At 52.1% G+C, this 14,546-nt stretch carries 17 protein-coding genes; 8 read left to right on the plus strand and 9 right to left on the minus strand.

The window, feature by feature from the left end; genetic code table 11:
• Nucleotides 1-1,100 (plus strand): alpha-hydroxy acid oxidase (locus QZ280_RS13950; protein ID WP_293445271.1); only part of this gene is annotated, 1,100 nt, incomplete at its 5' end.
• Between the two features lie 7 nt (nt 1,101-1,107).
• Here QZ280_RS13950 and QZ280_RS13955 read toward each other — a convergent pair.
• Entirely contained in the window at nt 1,108-1,707 is a 600-nt protein-coding gene (locus QZ280_RS13955; RefSeq protein ID WP_293445273.1) for a GyrI-like domain-containing protein, read from the minus strand.
• Between the two features lie 107 nt (nt 1,708-1,814).
• On the opposite strand from QZ280_RS13955, the gene QZ280_RS13960 reads away from it, so the two are divergent.
• Nucleotides 1,815-2,783, plus strand: coding sequence for a hypothetical protein (locus tag QZ280_RS13960; protein WP_293445275.1), 969 nt, complete (start codon nt 1,815-1,817; stop codon nt 2,781-2,783).
• A 99-nt stretch (nt 2,784-2,882) separates the two neighbouring features.
• On the opposite strand, the gene QZ280_RS13965 is transcribed toward QZ280_RS13960, so the two are convergent.
• A complete protein-coding gene (locus tag QZ280_RS13965) occupies nt 2,883-3,998 on the minus strand; it encodes a site-specific DNA-methyltransferase (protein WP_293445277.1) in 1,116 nt (371 codons plus the stop codon).
• Between the two features lie 100 nt (nt 3,999-4,098).
• Nucleotides 4,099-4,725, minus strand: a complete 627-nt coding sequence (locus tag QZ280_RS13970; RefSeq protein WP_293445279.1) for a ribonuclease HII — start codon at nt 4,723-4,725, stop codon at nt 4,099-4,101.
• A gap of 248 nt (nt 4,726-4,973) precedes the next feature.
• On the opposite strand from QZ280_RS13970, the gene QZ280_RS16470 reads away from it, so the two are divergent.
• Nucleotides 4,974-5,222, plus strand: a complete 249-nt coding sequence (locus tag QZ280_RS16470; protein WP_365734771.1) for an alpha/beta hydrolase fold domain-containing protein — start codon at nt 4,974-4,976, stop codon at nt 5,220-5,222.
• An 8-nt stretch (nt 5,223-5,230) separates the two neighbouring features.
• Nucleotides 5,231-5,464, plus strand: coding sequence for an alpha/beta hydrolase fold domain-containing protein (locus QZ280_RS16475; RefSeq protein ID WP_365734774.1), 234 nt, complete (start codon nt 5,231-5,233; stop codon nt 5,462-5,464).
• Between the two features lie 365 nt (nt 5,465-5,829).
• On the opposite strand, the gene QZ280_RS13975 is transcribed toward QZ280_RS16475, so the two are convergent.
• Entirely contained in the window at nt 5,830-6,216 is a 387-nt protein-coding gene (locus tag QZ280_RS13975; protein ID WP_293445281.1) for a hypothetical protein, read from the minus strand.
• A 127-nt stretch (nt 6,217-6,343) separates the two neighbouring features.
• Here QZ280_RS13975 and QZ280_RS13980 point away from each other — a divergent pair, with 127 nt between their 5' ends.
• The 3 genes from QZ280_RS13980 (at nt 6,344) to QZ280_RS13990 (ending at nt 7,889) form a co-directional block, all read left to right on the plus strand.
• Nucleotides 6,344-6,625, plus strand: a complete 282-nt coding sequence (locus tag QZ280_RS13980; protein ID WP_293445283.1) for a hypothetical protein — start codon at nt 6,344-6,346, stop codon at nt 6,623-6,625.
• Between the two features lie 14 nt (nt 6,626-6,639).
• On the plus strand, nt 6,640-7,344 hold the full coding sequence (locus QZ280_RS13985; RefSeq protein ID WP_293445285.1) for a hypothetical protein: 705 nt from the start codon (nt 6,640-6,642) through the stop codon (nt 7,342-7,344).
• 131 nt (nt 7,345-7,475) lie between these two features.
• On the plus strand, nt 7,476-7,889 hold the full coding sequence (locus QZ280_RS13990) for a hypothetical protein (protein ID WP_293445287.1): 414 nt from the start codon (nt 7,476-7,478) through the stop codon (nt 7,887-7,889).
• Here the strand turns inward: QZ280_RS13990 and QZ280_RS13995 are convergent.
• Nucleotides 7,877-9,016, minus strand: a complete 1,140-nt coding sequence (locus QZ280_RS13995) for an acyl-CoA dehydrogenase family protein (protein ID WP_293445289.1) — start codon at nt 9,014-9,016, stop codon at nt 7,877-7,879. The two genes, QZ280_RS13990 and QZ280_RS13995, sit on opposite strands and share 13 nt — an antisense overlap.
• Nucleotides 9,013-10,203, minus strand: a complete 1,191-nt coding sequence (locus tag QZ280_RS14000) for an acetyl-CoA C-acyltransferase (RefSeq protein ID WP_293445291.1) — start codon at nt 10,201-10,203, stop codon at nt 9,013-9,015. The genes QZ280_RS13995 and QZ280_RS14000 overlap by 4 nt, the downstream gene beginning before the upstream one ends.
• Nucleotides 10,204-10,311: 108 nt before the next feature.
• Here QZ280_RS14000 and QZ280_RS14005 point away from each other — a divergent pair, with 108 nt between their 5' ends.
• Nucleotides 10,312-11,292 (plus strand): AraC family transcriptional regulator, encoded by a 981-nt coding sequence (locus QZ280_RS14005; protein ID WP_293445293.1) that lies wholly within the window; start codon nt 10,312-10,314, stop codon nt 11,290-11,292.
• A 90-nt stretch (nt 11,293-11,382) separates the two neighbouring features.
• Here the strand turns inward: QZ280_RS14005 and QZ280_RS14010 are convergent, their stop codons facing one another.
• Genes QZ280_RS14010 through QZ280_RS14020 form a run of 3 tightly spaced genes read right to left on the minus strand, consistent with a single transcriptional unit; the run spans nt 11,383 to nt 14,375 of the window.
• Entirely contained in the window at nt 11,383-12,162 is a 780-nt protein-coding gene (locus QZ280_RS14010; protein WP_293445295.1) for an IclR family transcriptional regulator, read from the minus strand.
• Nucleotides 12,163-12,171: 9 nt separating this feature from the next.
• A complete protein-coding gene (locus tag QZ280_RS14015; RefSeq protein WP_293445297.1) occupies nt 12,172-13,530 on the minus strand; it encodes a TRAP transporter large permease in 1,359 nt (452 codons plus the stop codon).
• Complete coding sequence (locus QZ280_RS14020; RefSeq protein WP_293445299.1) at nt 13,530-14,375, minus strand: TRAP transporter small permease subunit; 846 nt, start codon at nt 14,373-14,375, stop codon at nt 13,530-13,532. Before QZ280_RS14020 ends, QZ280_RS14015 begins: the two co-directional genes overlap by 1 nt.
• Nucleotides 14,376-14,546: the final 171 nt, after the last annotated feature.

A 14,546-nucleotide genomic window follows, 5' to 3' on the forward strand; every position in this document is an offset into this window, starting at 1 on the left:
CCGCCGCGCATATCCACTCTGCGAGTGATGCGCGGCGGCTTGCCAAACGACAGCTGCCTTGGATGATATTTGACTACATCGACGGAGCTGCTGGAGAAGAGACGGGAGCTCTGCGCAATCGAGCAGCGTTGGATGAGGCAACTCTGCGCCCGCGGATTATACGAGATGTGAGCGAGCGTTCACTCTCTACCTCCCTGTTTGGCAAACCTTCTCAGCGTCCTTTTGGGATTGCCCCGATGGGTATGTGTAATTTGTCTGGTGTTGGCGCTGATCTGATGCTCGCGCGCTTGGCCGCGAAGTATGAAGTGCCTCATGGCGTGTCTACTGTTGCCTCGACCCCGATGGAAAAGATCATCGAAGTCGCCGAGGGTCACGCATGGTTTCAACTCTACTTTAGTGGCGACGGTGTTGGCACTTTTAAACTGGTGGAACGTGCGAAAGCGGCTGGATACGAAACGTTGGTTCTGACCGCAGATGTGCCAGAAGTAGGGCGTCGTCCGCGTGAATTACGTCATGGTTTCAAGATGCCGTTTCGCATTGGCCCTAAGCAATTTATCGATTTCGCGTTGCACCCTCATTGGTCCTTATCGGCCCTCTTCGCGGGCAAACCGCAAATGGCGAACTTCGAGATGGATGGTTACGAGTTTGACCGCACCGAAAGCCGCGCGCGAGCGGATTGGGAGACGCTCAAGCGCTTGCGCGATGCTTGGGATGGTAATCTGGTTGTGAAAGGGGTGCTTGATGTCGAAGACGCCGTGAGCCTTCGCAATGCGGGCGTCGATGCTGTTCAAGTGTCGAGCCACGGCGCACGCCAACTCGAAAGTGCGCCATCGCCTTTTAGTCTGTTGCCTGCGATGCGCGCTGCACTTGGATCTGATTACCCGATCTTCTTTGATAGCGGTTTGCGCTCTGGCGAGGACGCTTTGAAAGCTTTGCATGCTGGCGCAGATTACGTGTTCTTCGGACGTGCGTTACAGTTCGCGATTGCGGCCGGCGGGGAAGCTGGGCTTGCAAAACTTTGGGATGTGTTCAGCGACGAGTTGAGCATCGCCATGGCCCAAACTGGTTTGACGAGCCTCACTGAAATGAACGCCGGCTAGACCCGCTTCACGGGCTGCCGCAGCACTGTTTTGATTTTTTCAGGTGCTGTCTTCGCGGATCTCCTAGATATATCTCGTGATGATGCCCTGTCTCCTTCAACCCATTCTTCGGGATGAAGTCGTTGTGCCGTCGCGCGATTGTTGGGGCTTCTTCGCTACAGGGCCCAATATGGAGGATTTGAACGCTAAGACCCTCATCGTAAGTCTCAAACCTCAGCGACGCAGGCGCACTCCCAAGCTTCTTTTTGGCTTTCTCTAAGCTTTGCCCAAACATATCTTGAGTTATCCAATCGGGCTGCTTGATCATCATGCTCCAAAGCCAATCTTCTTTGCGACCTTCGGTATAGGCGCTCATGTCGTCCGCCCACCAAAGCCCTTCCAAAGGTGGAACAACATAGTCCTTTTGCAAAATCTGCTTGGACAGGAATTTCAACGGATAACTGATCGAGTAAAGCCAAGAAACAGCTTCCGCATACGCAGGCCCTTCCGGGATACCTGCACCATCGATCTTGATGAAATTCATCTTTGGGACATCGACAATTGCAAAGTGTTTTGCGCTTGGCACATAAAGCGATTTCAGGGATTTCTTGAAATCGGTCTTTTGCATTTTCGCATTTCCCGAACATGCAACTTCGGTTTTCCAAGGCTAGTTTACGTCAAATTTACTTTCAAGGCGCACAAGGCTGCAAAGGATCGCTTCAAGGTGGATGAAATTTGCGAATATTCCGGACCTACCTTCTACTTTCACTGATAAGCTGGGCGATTGCCTGGGCCAGTACCGCGCAGGCGGCATGTGAAGAAAAATATGCGTTTAATGAGGTACGCGCCGCGACGGTTGGCCTGTTTAAAACGGGCATCCTGCTTTCAGAAAGTCAGAGCGCAAGCCTTAGCGCGGCGCTTCAGGATTTGGATCTGCTCAAGGTGTTCCCAAGGTTAACAGAGCATCGCCAAACCATCCACGCTCCGTTTCTGAATAGGTTGATTGCAAGCCTGACTACGTTGCAACAAATAGGACGTTGGGACTTGGTTACTTTGAGCAAAACTAATTTGGATAAGGCTGAGCAGATTTTTGAAGAGTTGTGTGAAACTGTGGTCGCCTTGAATGCGGAACCACAAGAGGTCTCACAAAGATTGATGTTCGAACTGATAGATTTTTCCTTCACCAGCCCTTTTTGTGAAGGGGATGCAGCAGATATTAGATCCTATTTCTACCTCTCACTGGTGTTCTTTTTCCTGTTGGGATTGATCAGCTTGATAGTTTTCTGTTGGAAAGCCAATGTTCTGGCTATTCCAATTCTCAAAAACCGGAAAACGTGCTTGATCCAAGCGACGCTTCGCGTGACAGAACTTGATGTGGAAGGACATATCACTATCCTCGGCAAGGAAGGATTGCGATTTGTTCCTGACAATGAAGTGGACAGCACCGAGCTCTATGATCTTCTGACGGATCTAGAAGCACTGCCAATGATCGAATTCCAAGTTGGTGAACGAGTCTTTCGTGCCAAGATGCATATGTTGTCAGTAGAAAGCTATGTAAGCTCCTTTGAACACCATGTGGATCGCAGGACACTGAACCAGCTTTATGGTCTGTCAAAGATACGGCTTGCATTCATTTCGCGTTTTGCAATCCGATCAAACATGCAATTGATAAATGCGAAATTTGACACATCCAAGGCGTCTTAGAAACGGAAAAACCCCCGCCTTGTAGACAAGGCGGGGTCAGTAGGTGCCGTGAAGTCAGGACACAGGCACCGGCGGTGTACTTAAAACTGGGGTGTGCTCTTAGATTGGCTTGTCTGCCATTTCCGACCGGATTTGCTGGCGCAACACGTCGATGGGAACAGTTTTCCCGTCGCGCTTAAAGCTCCAATAGGTCCAGCCATTACAGCTTGGCGCGCCCTCAAGCGCAGCACCGACCTGATGGATCGAACCTTTGACGTCATCGCCAATCAGCGTGCCATCTGCGCGTACTTTGGCTTTGTGGCGGTTGTTCATCGAATATAGGTTCTCGCCCGGACGCAGCATGCCGCGCTCCACCAATTGGCCAAAAGGCACGCGGGGTTCCGCACGTTTGGATGTAGACACGCGAAGCGCCTCACGATCAAACTTACGCACGGCCTTAATACGTTTCTCTGCGACCTTGCGATACGCTGCTTCACGTTCAATACCGATATACTCACGCCCTAACATCTTCGCGACAGCACCGGTTGTTCCCGTGCCAAAGAAGGGGTCAAGCACGACATCACCGGGGTTTGTCGACCCGATTAGGACACGGTGCAACAGGCTTTCCGGTTTTTGCGTCGGATGTGCCTTTTCTCCTGCTTCGTCTTTCAACCGTTCATGACCTGTGCAAATAGGCAGCACCCAATCAGAGCGCATTTGAATACCTTCATTCAAAGATTTCAGCGCTTCATAGTTGAAGGTATACTTTGCACCCTCAGATTTAGAGGCCCAAATCATTGTCTCATGTGCGTTGGTGAAGCGTTTTCCGCGGAAGTTTGGCATCGGGTTTGACTTGCGCCAAACCACGTCATTCAAGATCCAGTAGCCTTCGTTCTGCAAAGCAGACCCAACCCGAAAAATGTTGTGATAAGAACCGATTACCCAAATCGCCCCATTGGGTTTGAGCAATCGGCGCGCCGCTTTGAGCCAGTCTTGGGTGAACTTGTCATACGCGGCGAATGAGGAAAATTGGTCCCAATGATCATCAACTGCGTCAACGCGAGAGTTATCGGGGCGATGAAGATCACCTTTGAGCTGCAGGTTATAGGGGGGATCAGCAAAAATCAGATCGATGGAGTTTTCTGGCAGGCTGTTCATCACTTCGATGCAGTCACCAGACTGAATCGTGTTTAGGGGAAGCGTGGCGTTAGCCTGCGCTTGAATGTCTACTGTCATATCGTGCCTCATGTACCGGCGATTTTTCGCTCTGTGGTTGAGGACCAATGTGATTCAAAGCTGATTCGCCGTCAATTTCTTTTTTTAAACAATAAGTTACTTATTTTTCTTGATACAAGATGTTGTGCACGGGTTTAAACGAACGTCTATGGTGTGGGGTTACCCCGATTTTTTCCAATGCAAGTCTGTGACTTTTTGACGAGTATCCAGCATTCGTTTCCCAGCCATAGCCAGGGTAGTGTTGCGCCAAATCCCACATGACATAATCTCGACAGATTTTGGCCATAATTGAGGCAGCTGAAATCGACACAGAGCGGCTATCTCCCTTCACGATTGCTTCGGCTGAACCCGTAAAACCCCGCGGAATCATGTTTCCGTCAATCAAAAGGTGATCGGGTCGCTGTTTCAGCGCTGCAACTGCACGCTCCATCGCAAGATGCGACGCGCGCAGGATGTTCAGCTCATCAATTTCTTCGACGCTTGCATGCGCAATGCTGACGTCCGCACAAAGCAATAGTTCATCGTGCAACTGCTGTCGCTTTTTAGCGGAGAGCTTTTTACTGTCGTTCAAGCCTTGTGGAATGCGCATAGGATCAAGGATGACAGCAGCAGCCGTCACGGGGCCTGCCAGCGGGCCACGCCCAACTTCATCCACGCCAGCCACAATCGATAGGCCTTGCGCTTGTGCTGTCTGTTCGAAAGAGTAATCTGGCCCTAGGTTGATCATGGGGTGCCTTTCAAGCCTGTGATACTGTGCATTCCACTTAAGATTTCGTACATTGAACGAAAAGCAAAGAGTGATTTGCATATGAATCCGGACTTTCATTCGCTAGAACTAAGGCTGCGAACAAAAAGCTACGATGCACGTTCAAACTAATGTGGCAGTTCATTCCTTCACAATGCTTTATCAATTGGCTGACGCACAAGTGCGCGCCCGTAAAAGGACTGTACTATGCGGCTACTACATCTACCTCGATGAAATTGGGCCAAATTGAGTGTTTGCGTGTCACGCCTAATGTGCTCCAAGAAGGTACGTCTGGGGATCAGAACGTCTGCACCCTCTATTTTTTCGGTGGCGCTAGTACGGTTGGTAGTCCTCGCGCGAACGAAGACGATGCACGTCGACTTGCGATGAGCTGTGCTGCAACGGTGATTTCTGTGAGATATATCACAGCGATAAATGAGCCTTACCCTGCGGCCATGGATGATGCTGAAGCAGCCTAAGAAGCGATGTGTGCGAGCGGGGTTGCTGCCTACAAGATGTTTTTTCTGGGACGAGCGCGGGTGGGGGCTTAGTTTTGGCTTTGCTCCATCGATTGCTTGGAAAGCAAAGGCCGATGCCTGTTTGCGTGGTAACGTTGTCCCCTTGGCTTGATTTGAGCATGTTTTATCCATCTGTGGATGCACTCAGCGCACACGATGTAATCCTTTCACGCGCTTGGACTATCCGCGCTGCAAAGATGTAGGCGGGGCAGACAGCGCTCAATACGCCTGAGATCTCTCCAGAACATAGTAGTTTTGAAGGCGCTCCCCCTGATTCTAGTCCTTTACCGCAAAGTGGAATTTTTTAGGGACGAGATCGATAGCTTTTCCAACGTGCTTGACCGTTTTGGTGTCGAGGCAGTGTTTTATGCACACAACTTTGCGCCAAACGTGTGGCCTATGGTAGTTGACGATACGTCCGAAACTGAGGCGGCGTTCAACTTGATCCCACAGTTGGTGTTCAAAAATACGACTTGAATATATGAAAAAGCGCGTAGCGATGTCTAATTGCGCGCTTTTCCTATGTGCGACGCTCCGGGGGGAAGTGCCGCTCACTGCTCAACTTTTGTTAGTGACGACCACGGTGGTGGCGTGGACCATGTGGGTGCTTGTGGCCATGACCATTGCCGTGACGGTGCCACTTGTTTGCGCGGTGACCGTTATGACGGCGGTGACTGTTATGTGCGCGTTTTTGCTTGTGCTGGCGTTGCGGAGCCGCGTGCTGTTTTTTTGATTTTGACTTTTTCTTAAAGCCACCATTGTTGTCGATCGCTTTGCCGATAATCGCGAGGGCGATGATACCAGCGATAGTTGCTGCAACCGGATCTACCGGGTTTTGCGTGCGATGCTGGGGCTGCGGTGCGTAGCGGTATTCACCGGCCTGTACCATTGTGGAGGAAATACCTGTGATCGTGAGAGCGGTGGCAATAACTGTTGAGATAAACGTGCGATGCATTGTGTGATCCTGACTTGGTTGGTGCCTGCCAGTGCTTGGCGGGCTTGATGGGATCAACTTGGGGGCACCCCTCGATGGCAGGCAATATCATCGCGATGTTATCGGATGTCGTCACGTTTCAACGCCAATGTTATTGAATAGCAGCCTGTTTGCGCGCATCTATTCGGGCATGACACATCACATCAAAACACTTATCGCAGCGTGTTGCATCACTTTTGTAGCTACAGCCGCGTTCGCCGATTGCACAGCCGTTTATAAGGCCAAGCAAGACAATCCGCTGCGTTTGGAGCATGGATCGCTTACGGTCTCGGGGCCCTGCACGAAAGAGGCGGCAAAGGCCAAAGTTCAAGCGGAGCTCGCATCAAAAGGCTGGACATTGCTCAAGGTTTTGTCAGTCTCTGAAAACTAATCAGGAGAGTGGCTTTGCTAGATGATATAGCCAGCGCAGGCGATGTGCGCCGTACAGGCAATCGGATTGTCGTTATTGGGTTAGCGGCGATTGTCGGCATTTTGTTGGTTGCTGCGATCATCTTGTTTGCGAATTTGCCGGACGCTAATGCGTTTAATATGCGTGTTGAGCAGATATTCGTTAAAAACGATGATCTCACAAGCGGTGCAGAGATCAAGCTGTTAGAGATCCTAGCGCAATCGGGCACCTCGTTTTCCGAGACCTTGGCCTCTTATCGATTTGTCATTTTTGTCTTGCTGGTATTTGCCACGGCTTTGCTGATCGCAGCTGTCTTGTTTCTGGTTATGTTGATCGTTTTGAACCGCCGTATGGCGCAGATTGAGCGATCGGGGATTCAAGTGTCATCGCTATTGATCTCGCGGGATGAGAAGACTGTCTATCTTAATAACATGGGCTTCAAACTGACCGATGCCGCGATGGAAACGCTATCCGTGCTCGCAGAGGCACGCATGGACGATGATGTGATGACGGGTGCTGAGATCGAGGGTGTCATTTCGGGTCGCAGTTCGGCAAATTGTGAAGAGGCGGCTGGGGCAACGCGGATCAAGCGGTTGCGCGATGGATTGGGCAATCAAATGGTGAGCGAGTTGTTGGTAAAGAACATCGCGCGCAAAGGCTATATGTTGTCCATTGATAAAGACGTCATCAAAGTTCTCTAGGTTTCCAATCACTGCGTGATCGGACCGAGGCGAGGGGCTAGCCCCTCGTACTCCTCAGGATACTTATAGAAAAAGGAAGAGTTTTTTGCGAGTGACTCGCAATTGGGTGGGCGCGTTTTTATATTGGAAGTATGGATGGACGGACTTTTAATAAGACACTCATCGGTGGTGCTGTTGCTGTAGCGCTTCCAGTTCCTGCATTGGTGAAAGTGGCGCAAGCAAGTAAGACCGGGCCGCTTTACGCTCTGGCCGTGGCGATTGCGCGGGCGCAGAACCGGGCTTCGTCTGCGTTGTTGGCGCAGCAGCTCGGGATATCAAAAGTCGCAGAGTCAGAGCTTTATCGCAGCATGATCGCCAATGGTATTATTCGCGTACCCATGTTTGGTGGGTTAGCGCGCGCAGCCCAGCTTTTGTTTAAAGGCGGGCATATTGTTGCCGCAGATATGCAAGTCAAGCGTGCAGCAAGCGCCAAGCTGAAAGATATGAAACGCGCATTTGATAAGTTTGCGGCAGACGACCTTGAGCCTGAAGATCAGGCCACTTGATCCAAGTTGCGCGCAATAACGAGGCGTTGAATGTCGCTTGTGCCTTCATAGATTTGGCAGATGCGCACGTCACGATATATCCGCTCGACCGGGTAATCTGACAAGTAGCCATAGCCGCCAAGGGTTTGGATCGCGTCGGAGCAGACTTTTTCCGCAACTTCGGAGGCGAAGAGTTTCGCCATCGAGGCTTCATTCAAGCAGGGGATGCCTGCCTCTTTCAAAGAAGCGGCGTGCAGCACCATTTGACGGGCTGCTTCCACTTGGGTGGCCATATCGGCAAGGCGAAAACCGACTGCTTGGTGGTTGGTGATGGCTGTCCCAAAAGAGGTCCGTTCAGTTGCATAATCGCGCGCAACTTTCAGGGCAGACCGCGCCATGCCGACCGCTTGGGCAGCGATGCCGATGCGACCCCCTTCGAGGTTGGCGAGTGCGATTTTATAGCCCTGGCCCTCTTCACCTAGCATATTTTCTGCAGGAATGCGCATGTCTGTGAAGGCGAGCTGGCAGGTGTCTGTACAATTCAATCCAAGCTTGTCTTCGACGCGCACTACCTCATAGCCAGGTGTGTCTGTTGGCACGATGAACGCACTGATGCCACGTTTGCCCGCGTTTTTGTCTGTCACCGCAAATACGATGATCATCTGACCGTTCTTGCCCGACGTGATGAACTGTTTCGCACCGTTTATCACCCATTCATCGCCATTGCGCACTGCGCTGGTCTTGAGGTTGGATGCATCAGAGCCCGCTTGTGGCTCTGTTAAAGCAAATCCGCCAATCCATTCGCCAGATGCGAGCTTGGGGAGATATTTTTGCTTTTGCGCATCGTTGCCAAAGCGCACGATTGGCACGCAGCCAACGGAGCTATGCACCGACAGGATAGTAGACACAGGACCATCGCCCGCAGCGATTTCCTCAAGCGCCAATGCATAGGCAACTGCGCCCGTGTCAGAGCCACCAAATTCCTCGGGCACAAGCATGCCCATGAGGCCAAGTTCGCCCATCTGCGACAGTTCGGCACGTGGAAATTCGCAGGACTTGTCGCGCGTGTCCGCGTTCGGCCAAAGTACGTCTTCAGCAAATTGGCGGGTCATCTCGCGGATCGCGTCTTGGGTCTCGTTCAGGATCATTGCATCATCTCCAATGCGACTGCTGTTGCTTCGCCGCCGCCAATGCAGACTGAGGCGATGCCGCGTTTCATATCATTTGCCTGTAGCGCGCCGATCAGGGTCACCATGATGCGCGCGGCTGATGCGCCAATGGGATGACCAAGTGCGCATGCGCCACCGTGTATGTTCACCTTGTCATGGGGCAAATCGAGCACATGCATCGCGGCCATGGGGACCGCTGCGAAGGCCTCATTGATCTCGTACAAATCCACGTCGCTTAGCGCCCATCCGGTTTTCTCCGACAGTTTCGTGAGTGAACCGATAGGTGCTATTGGAAACAGGCCTGGTTTGTCTGCGAAACTTGCATGTCCGACCATGCGGACGAGGGGGGTAAGGCCACGTTTCTCGGCCTCAGACGCGCGCATCATCACCATTGCTGCAGCGCCGTCGGAAATGGAAGAGGAGTTCGCCGCCGTCACGGTGCCATTTTGGCGAAACGCAGGGCGAAGCGCGCGGATTTTATCGCGCTTGGCCTTTGCGGGTTGTTCGTCTGTTGTGATCTGTGCGTCGCCCGCGCGGGTTTTCAGCGTCACGGGTGTCACTTCGCTATCAAACTTACCGCCCTCAATCGCAGCAATTGCACGATCAAGCGAGGCAAAGGCGTAATCATCTTGCGCCTCGCGCGTGAACTGAAAGCTCTCGGCGCAATCTTCTGCAAAAGTGCCCATAAGGCGGCCTTTGTCATACGCATCCTCAAGTCCATCAAAGAACATGTGATCTTTCATTTCCGCATGCCCCATACGCAGCCCTTCGCGCGCTTTCGGCATCAGGTATGGTGCGTTTGACATGCTTTCCATGCCCCCCGCAACGATCACCTCGGCAGAGCCGGCAACCAGCATATCATGCGCATACATCGCAGCCTTCATGCCAGAACCACACATCTTGTTCAGTGTAGTGCATGTGGCAGACAGCGGCAGACCCGCACCAAGCGCGGCTTGACGCGCGGGCGCCTGACCTTGGCCAGCGCTGAGCACGTTGCCAAAGGCGACTTCTTCAACATTCTCGAGGGCGATGCCTGCGCGCGTAACCGCAGCCTTGATCGCAGCAGATCCAAGGTGGGCCGCAGGCACAGAGGCGAAATCACCCTGGAACCCTCCCATGGGCGTGCGCGCGGTGGATACGATAACGATGGGGTCGGCAGCAGTCATGTCGCGGTTCCTCAAATAGCAGGTGAAAATATTATAGACGAGCAAGGAGTGGCAAACTATGCTGAAATCAAATCAATTAAATGAGCTAAAATGCCATGACGCGTCTCTATGTCTAGCACCTTTATCTCCAATGCGTTTGTCAGCGAGGCGCTTGATTGTGCACGGCGTGGCAATGTCGATATCAGTGCGTTGTTGCAAAAAGCCCAGATTGAAAGCCCAAGTGGCGGACAGATCAGTCCAGACGCATTTGGTCGTTTGTGGCTGGGTATTGCAGAGGCAATGAACGATGAGTTTTTTGGAAATGCCGCACGTGCGATGCGTCCGGGGAGCTTCACCCTTATGGCCCATTCTGCTAGGAGTGCGCCGACTGTAGAAATAGCATTGCGTCGTGCTTTGCGGTTTCTAAAGGTCGCGCTTGATGAACCCTACGGAACGCTCAGCATGTCCAAAGGCAGCGCACAAATTACCCTGCACGACAGCACGTCAGAGCGCAGCGCGTTTGCGTATCGCACATATTGGGTGATCTTGCATGGCCTCACCTGCTGGCTTGCGGATGCGCGTATCCCCCTGCATTCGCTCAGTTTTACTTGCGCCCCACCTTGGCATGAAAAGGACTACCATCAGTTCTTCGGCGCACCTGTGGAATTTGCGGCCCCAATGGGCGCGCTCAGGTTTGAAGCTCGTTATCTCAAGCGACCTGTGAACAGAAACGAGGCTGCGTTGAAACGTTTTTTGCGTGCCGCACCTGGGAGCTTTCTGATTGGGTATAAGTTTGATGAGGGCGTTGTAAGTATGGTGATGAAGGTTCTGAAAGCGACAGAGCCGACGGATTGGCCGACCCTACCAGAGCTTGCCAAGCAGCTTGATATGTCCGCGGCCACCTTGCGTCGTCAACTTTTGCAGCAAGGGCATAGTTATCGCGGCCTGAAAGCGGATCTAAAACGCGAGCGAGCGCAGACATTACTGCGTGAAACTCATCTACCGGTCAGTGAAATTTCGCACCGTTTGGGTTATGCCGAGCCAAGCGCATTCTTTCGTGCGTTTCGTCTGTGGACGAACCAAACTCCAGAAGCATGGAGGAAAGGTTAGCGACGTTTTCGGATTCATGGCCCAGAGTTACAGCGCACGACATCGAAGTTGCCCGAAGGCCAGCGCAGCACGTGGTGCGCCCCCTGTCAGTTAGGTGCTGTGAAGGTCAGACAATTTTTTTGCCGCAACCTTAAGGTTGGGTAAGAACTGAGTAAGATCCGCGACTGCGTGGCGCTGACCGGGCGCGTGCACAGAAAGGGTCGCCATCAAGCGTCCAGAGCTATCGATGACAGGGACGGCGATTGCTGTCATACCAAGCATAAATTCCTCGTCATCTTGCGAATATCCGCGCTTGCGGGTCTCTGCCAACTCTGCGCGCAAGGCGTCAGAGGTGATAATGGTTTTTTCTGTCAGCCCTTCCAGATTGCGAGAATTCAGCACTGCTTCTAGCGTACTATCGCGCAGCGTGGAGAGGTACATTTTACCGCTCGCCGTGCAATGAAACGGAACCTGCGTGCCGATGGGCAGCTGAATGCGCAATGGCCATTTTGTTTCGACACGGTCGAGATAGGTCATCCCTTCGCGGTCAGGCGTGGCAAGGTTGCAGGTCTCGCCAATGTCTTCTGCGACGGCTTTCAAGATCGCCAATCGCCCTGTGCGCAAACGCTCCGATGACATCGTATGCACGGCAATCTGGCGAAGTCGCGGGCCGGGGCCATAGGAGCGACCATCAAGATCGCGTTGAAGGAATCCTTCGGCCTCTGCTGTTTGCAAAAGCCGATGGATGGTTGGTTTAGGAAGCCCAAGCGCTGCACTGAGCTGCATGGGCTTCAAAGGAGTGCCAGCCTTGGCGATTTCTTCAACCACAAGCAAGAGGCGCAGATTGGTAGGTATCTGCGTCTCTTGTAATTTTTGAAGGTCGTCAGGCATCAGAACTCTTTATCTACTTGGAACCAAGTATAGCGCCAAATCTGGGACAAGTGCGACCGTAATCCAAACAGTAATCAGCGCCACAAGGTACAACGTAGAATACCGAAGCAGTCTGAAATATGGAACCCCAGTTACACCAGATGCGACATAAAGGTTCAGACCGTAGGGTGGCGTGATGAAGCCAATGGATGCACCTACAAGGAAAATCACCGAGAAGTGGATCGGATCAACGCCAACGCTTGCCGCGATAGGCGCCAAGATCGGTGCAAGAATGATCGTCACAGGCAGTGATTCAAGAACCATACCAGCCACAAACACAATCGCCATCGCTGTGAACAGAACAGGGTAATAACCACCCATGCCCGTTACAAAGCCACCTATCACTTCCTGCGCGCCAAGCAGCGACAGGATCTGCTGCATCACAACCGACACAGCAATCAGCGGTGCCAAGATGCCAGAGATTTGAGCAGAGCGCACAACAACCGATGGGATGTCTTTCAGCGTAAAGCCTTCGACAACAAACATCGAGCTGATGGAGCGTTCCTCAATTGGTGTATCCCCAGTCGTGCCCATGGTTTTGTTAAGGGGATAGCTGGCAAGGGCCACGATGATACCAAAGCCAACAGTCACGCCAGCCGCCTCTGTCGGCGAGAATTTGCCTGTGTAAATCCCCCAAAGAACCAGACCGATTGCGAAGAAGCCAAGCCATGCGCCAACAGCCGTTTTCAAGACGCGCTTGAAGGACAATGCAATGATGATGCCCCAATCGTTGATAGAGCAAACGATGAAACACGTCGCCATCATAGCCAGAACCATCAAGGCCCCCGGAACGATTCCTGCGATGAACAGATCAGAGATCGGCAAGTTCATCAGGAAGCCGTAAACGATGAAGATGATCGAGGGTGGAATAATGATACCCACAGTGCCGCCCGCTGCAGCTGTTGCCGCCGAGAAGCGTTCATCATAACCGCCTTTGACCATTTCAGGGTGTAGCATCGAACCGATAGTTGCTGTTGTTGCAGAGTTCGAGCCAGAGATCGCCGCGAATAATCCGCAAGCGCCAATCGCCGCCATCGCCAGACCACCACGGATCCATCCAAGGCAGGAGTATGCGAAGTCGGACAATCGTTTGGCGATACCTGATTTGTTGATCAAGTCACCCGTTAGAATGAACAATGGCATCGCAAGTAGGGCAAAACCGTCCTTGAACACGTTCAAGAGTTCGCCGCCTGTGTTGTCGAGCGTTAGATCGATGACAAAACTACAGCCAACGACCCAATAAAAGATCACCAGCAGTACCGGCGTTCCCATCATAAACAGGAACGTGCAGACTAATGAAATGATCGTAATCCAAGTTGAATCTATCATTATACATCCCCCCCGATAACAGCTTGTTTGATCAGGGGTTTACCTGATTTGTAGTTGGCGAAATCCTCAACCACGTTTTCAAATGCGCGCGTGGCGAGCAAAATGAAACACACAGGCATTGTTGCAAGGAACCACCAGCGCATCGTGTCGTCTGTTCCTAGAACAATCGCGAAGTTGTCGTAGGTGTTGACCGTCACACGCGACATCGTTGTTACGCAGATTATGCAGAACACCAGCCAAAGGGCATTGTCGAACGTGAGCCAAAACAGTTGGCCTTTGGGGCCATATTTCGTGCGAAATTCGCTAAAGCTAAGGTGTGTGCGCAGACGAATGTTAAACGTCGCGCCGAACCACGCCATGATCATGAACAACAGCGGTGGAATAGTGGTGGACCAAGGCACCTGAACCGAAAAGACAAAGCGCTGGATCACACCAATAAAGATGATCGAGGCCATGATGATGTAGCAATAAATCACAATTGTACGCTCGGGTGTGCGCTCAAACATGATCAAAATGATCGGACCAAAGACGACAAGTACCGCAAGGTAGCCAAGCGTGATCGTGTTCAACAGATCGTTCATTGGCGGCAAGAATGCAGCCAGCATTCCAAGCAGCAAGAGAACAGAAATGATCGGGTGAGTGATCTTGGTTGCGGAATAGCCAAGGCGTTCTTCCAAACGCTCTGCAAAGCGTTCGCGATAATAAAACGCAATCGCACCAAGCAGGGTCAAAGGTCCAAAGACGAACCATGCTGCTTCCGAGCGATAGGCCTGTGCGGTCTTAAATGTAATATCGCCACCAAGCGTCGAGCCGACGATCGTAGCCATGTCTGACCAGATTGACATCTGGCACCCTCCCTTATGAATTAAGTTCGCCCACTATGGCGCATTTTGGCGCTCTGGGAACAAAAAAGCCGGCCCAAATTCCTTTGGACCGGCCTGTTTAGTCGATAAGCCGATTGAGACTTATGCTTTCCACCAGCGACGTGGCTCAACGTTCTCAGGAAGCGTATCTTC

It is taken from the genome of Planktotalea sp., assembly GCF_018607995.1.
Lineage (GTDB): Bacteria > Pseudomonadota > Alphaproteobacteria > Rhodobacterales > Rhodobacteraceae > Planktotalea.

Coding starts and splice junctions, on each gene's coding strand:
- QZ280_RS14005 (WP_293445293.1), top strand. CDS start 10,312: ATGTCTAGCACCTTTATCTCCAATGCGTTTGTCAGCGAGGCGCTTGAT.
- QZ280_RS13970 (WP_293445279.1), bottom strand. CDS start 4,725: ATGATCAACCTAGGGCCAGATTACTCTTTCGAACAGACAGCACAAGCG.
- QZ280_RS14015 (WP_293445297.1), bottom strand. CDS start 13,530: ATGATAGATTCAACTTGGATTACGATCATTTCATTAGTCTGCACGTTC.
- QZ280_RS14020 (WP_293445299.1), bottom strand. CDS start 14,375: ATGTCAATCTGGTCAGACATGGCTACGATCGTCGGCTCGACGCTTGGT.
- QZ280_RS13995 (WP_293445289.1), bottom strand. CDS start 9,016: ATGATCCTGAACGAGACCCAAGACGCGATCCGCGAGATGACCCGCCAA.
- QZ280_RS13975 (WP_293445281.1), bottom strand. CDS start 6,216: ATGCATCGCACGTTTATCTCAACAGTTATTGCCACCGCTCTCACGATC.
- QZ280_RS13965 (WP_293445277.1), bottom strand. CDS start 3,998: ATGACAGTAGACATTCAAGCGCAGGCTAACGCCACGCTTCCCCTAAAC.
- QZ280_RS13980 (WP_293445283.1), top strand. CDS start 6,344: ATGTTATTGAATAGCAGCCTGTTTGCGCGCATCTATTCGGGCATGACA.
- QZ280_RS16470 (WP_365734771.1), top strand. CDS start 4,974: ATGAAATTGGGCCAAATTGAGTGTTTGCGTGTCACGCCTAATGTGCTC.
- QZ280_RS13990 (WP_293445287.1), top strand. CDS start 7,476: ATGGATGGACGGACTTTTAATAAGACACTCATCGGTGGTGCTGTTGCT.
- QZ280_RS13955 (WP_293445273.1), bottom strand. CDS start 1,707: ATGCAAAAGACCGATTTCAAGAAATCCCTGAAATCGCTTTATGTGCCA.
- QZ280_RS14000 (WP_293445291.1), bottom strand. CDS start 10,203: ATGACTGCTGCCGACCCCATCGTTATCGTATCCACCGCGCGCACGCCC.
- QZ280_RS14010 (WP_293445295.1), bottom strand. CDS start 12,162: ATGCCTGACGACCTTCAAAAATTACAAGAGACGCAGATACCTACCAAT.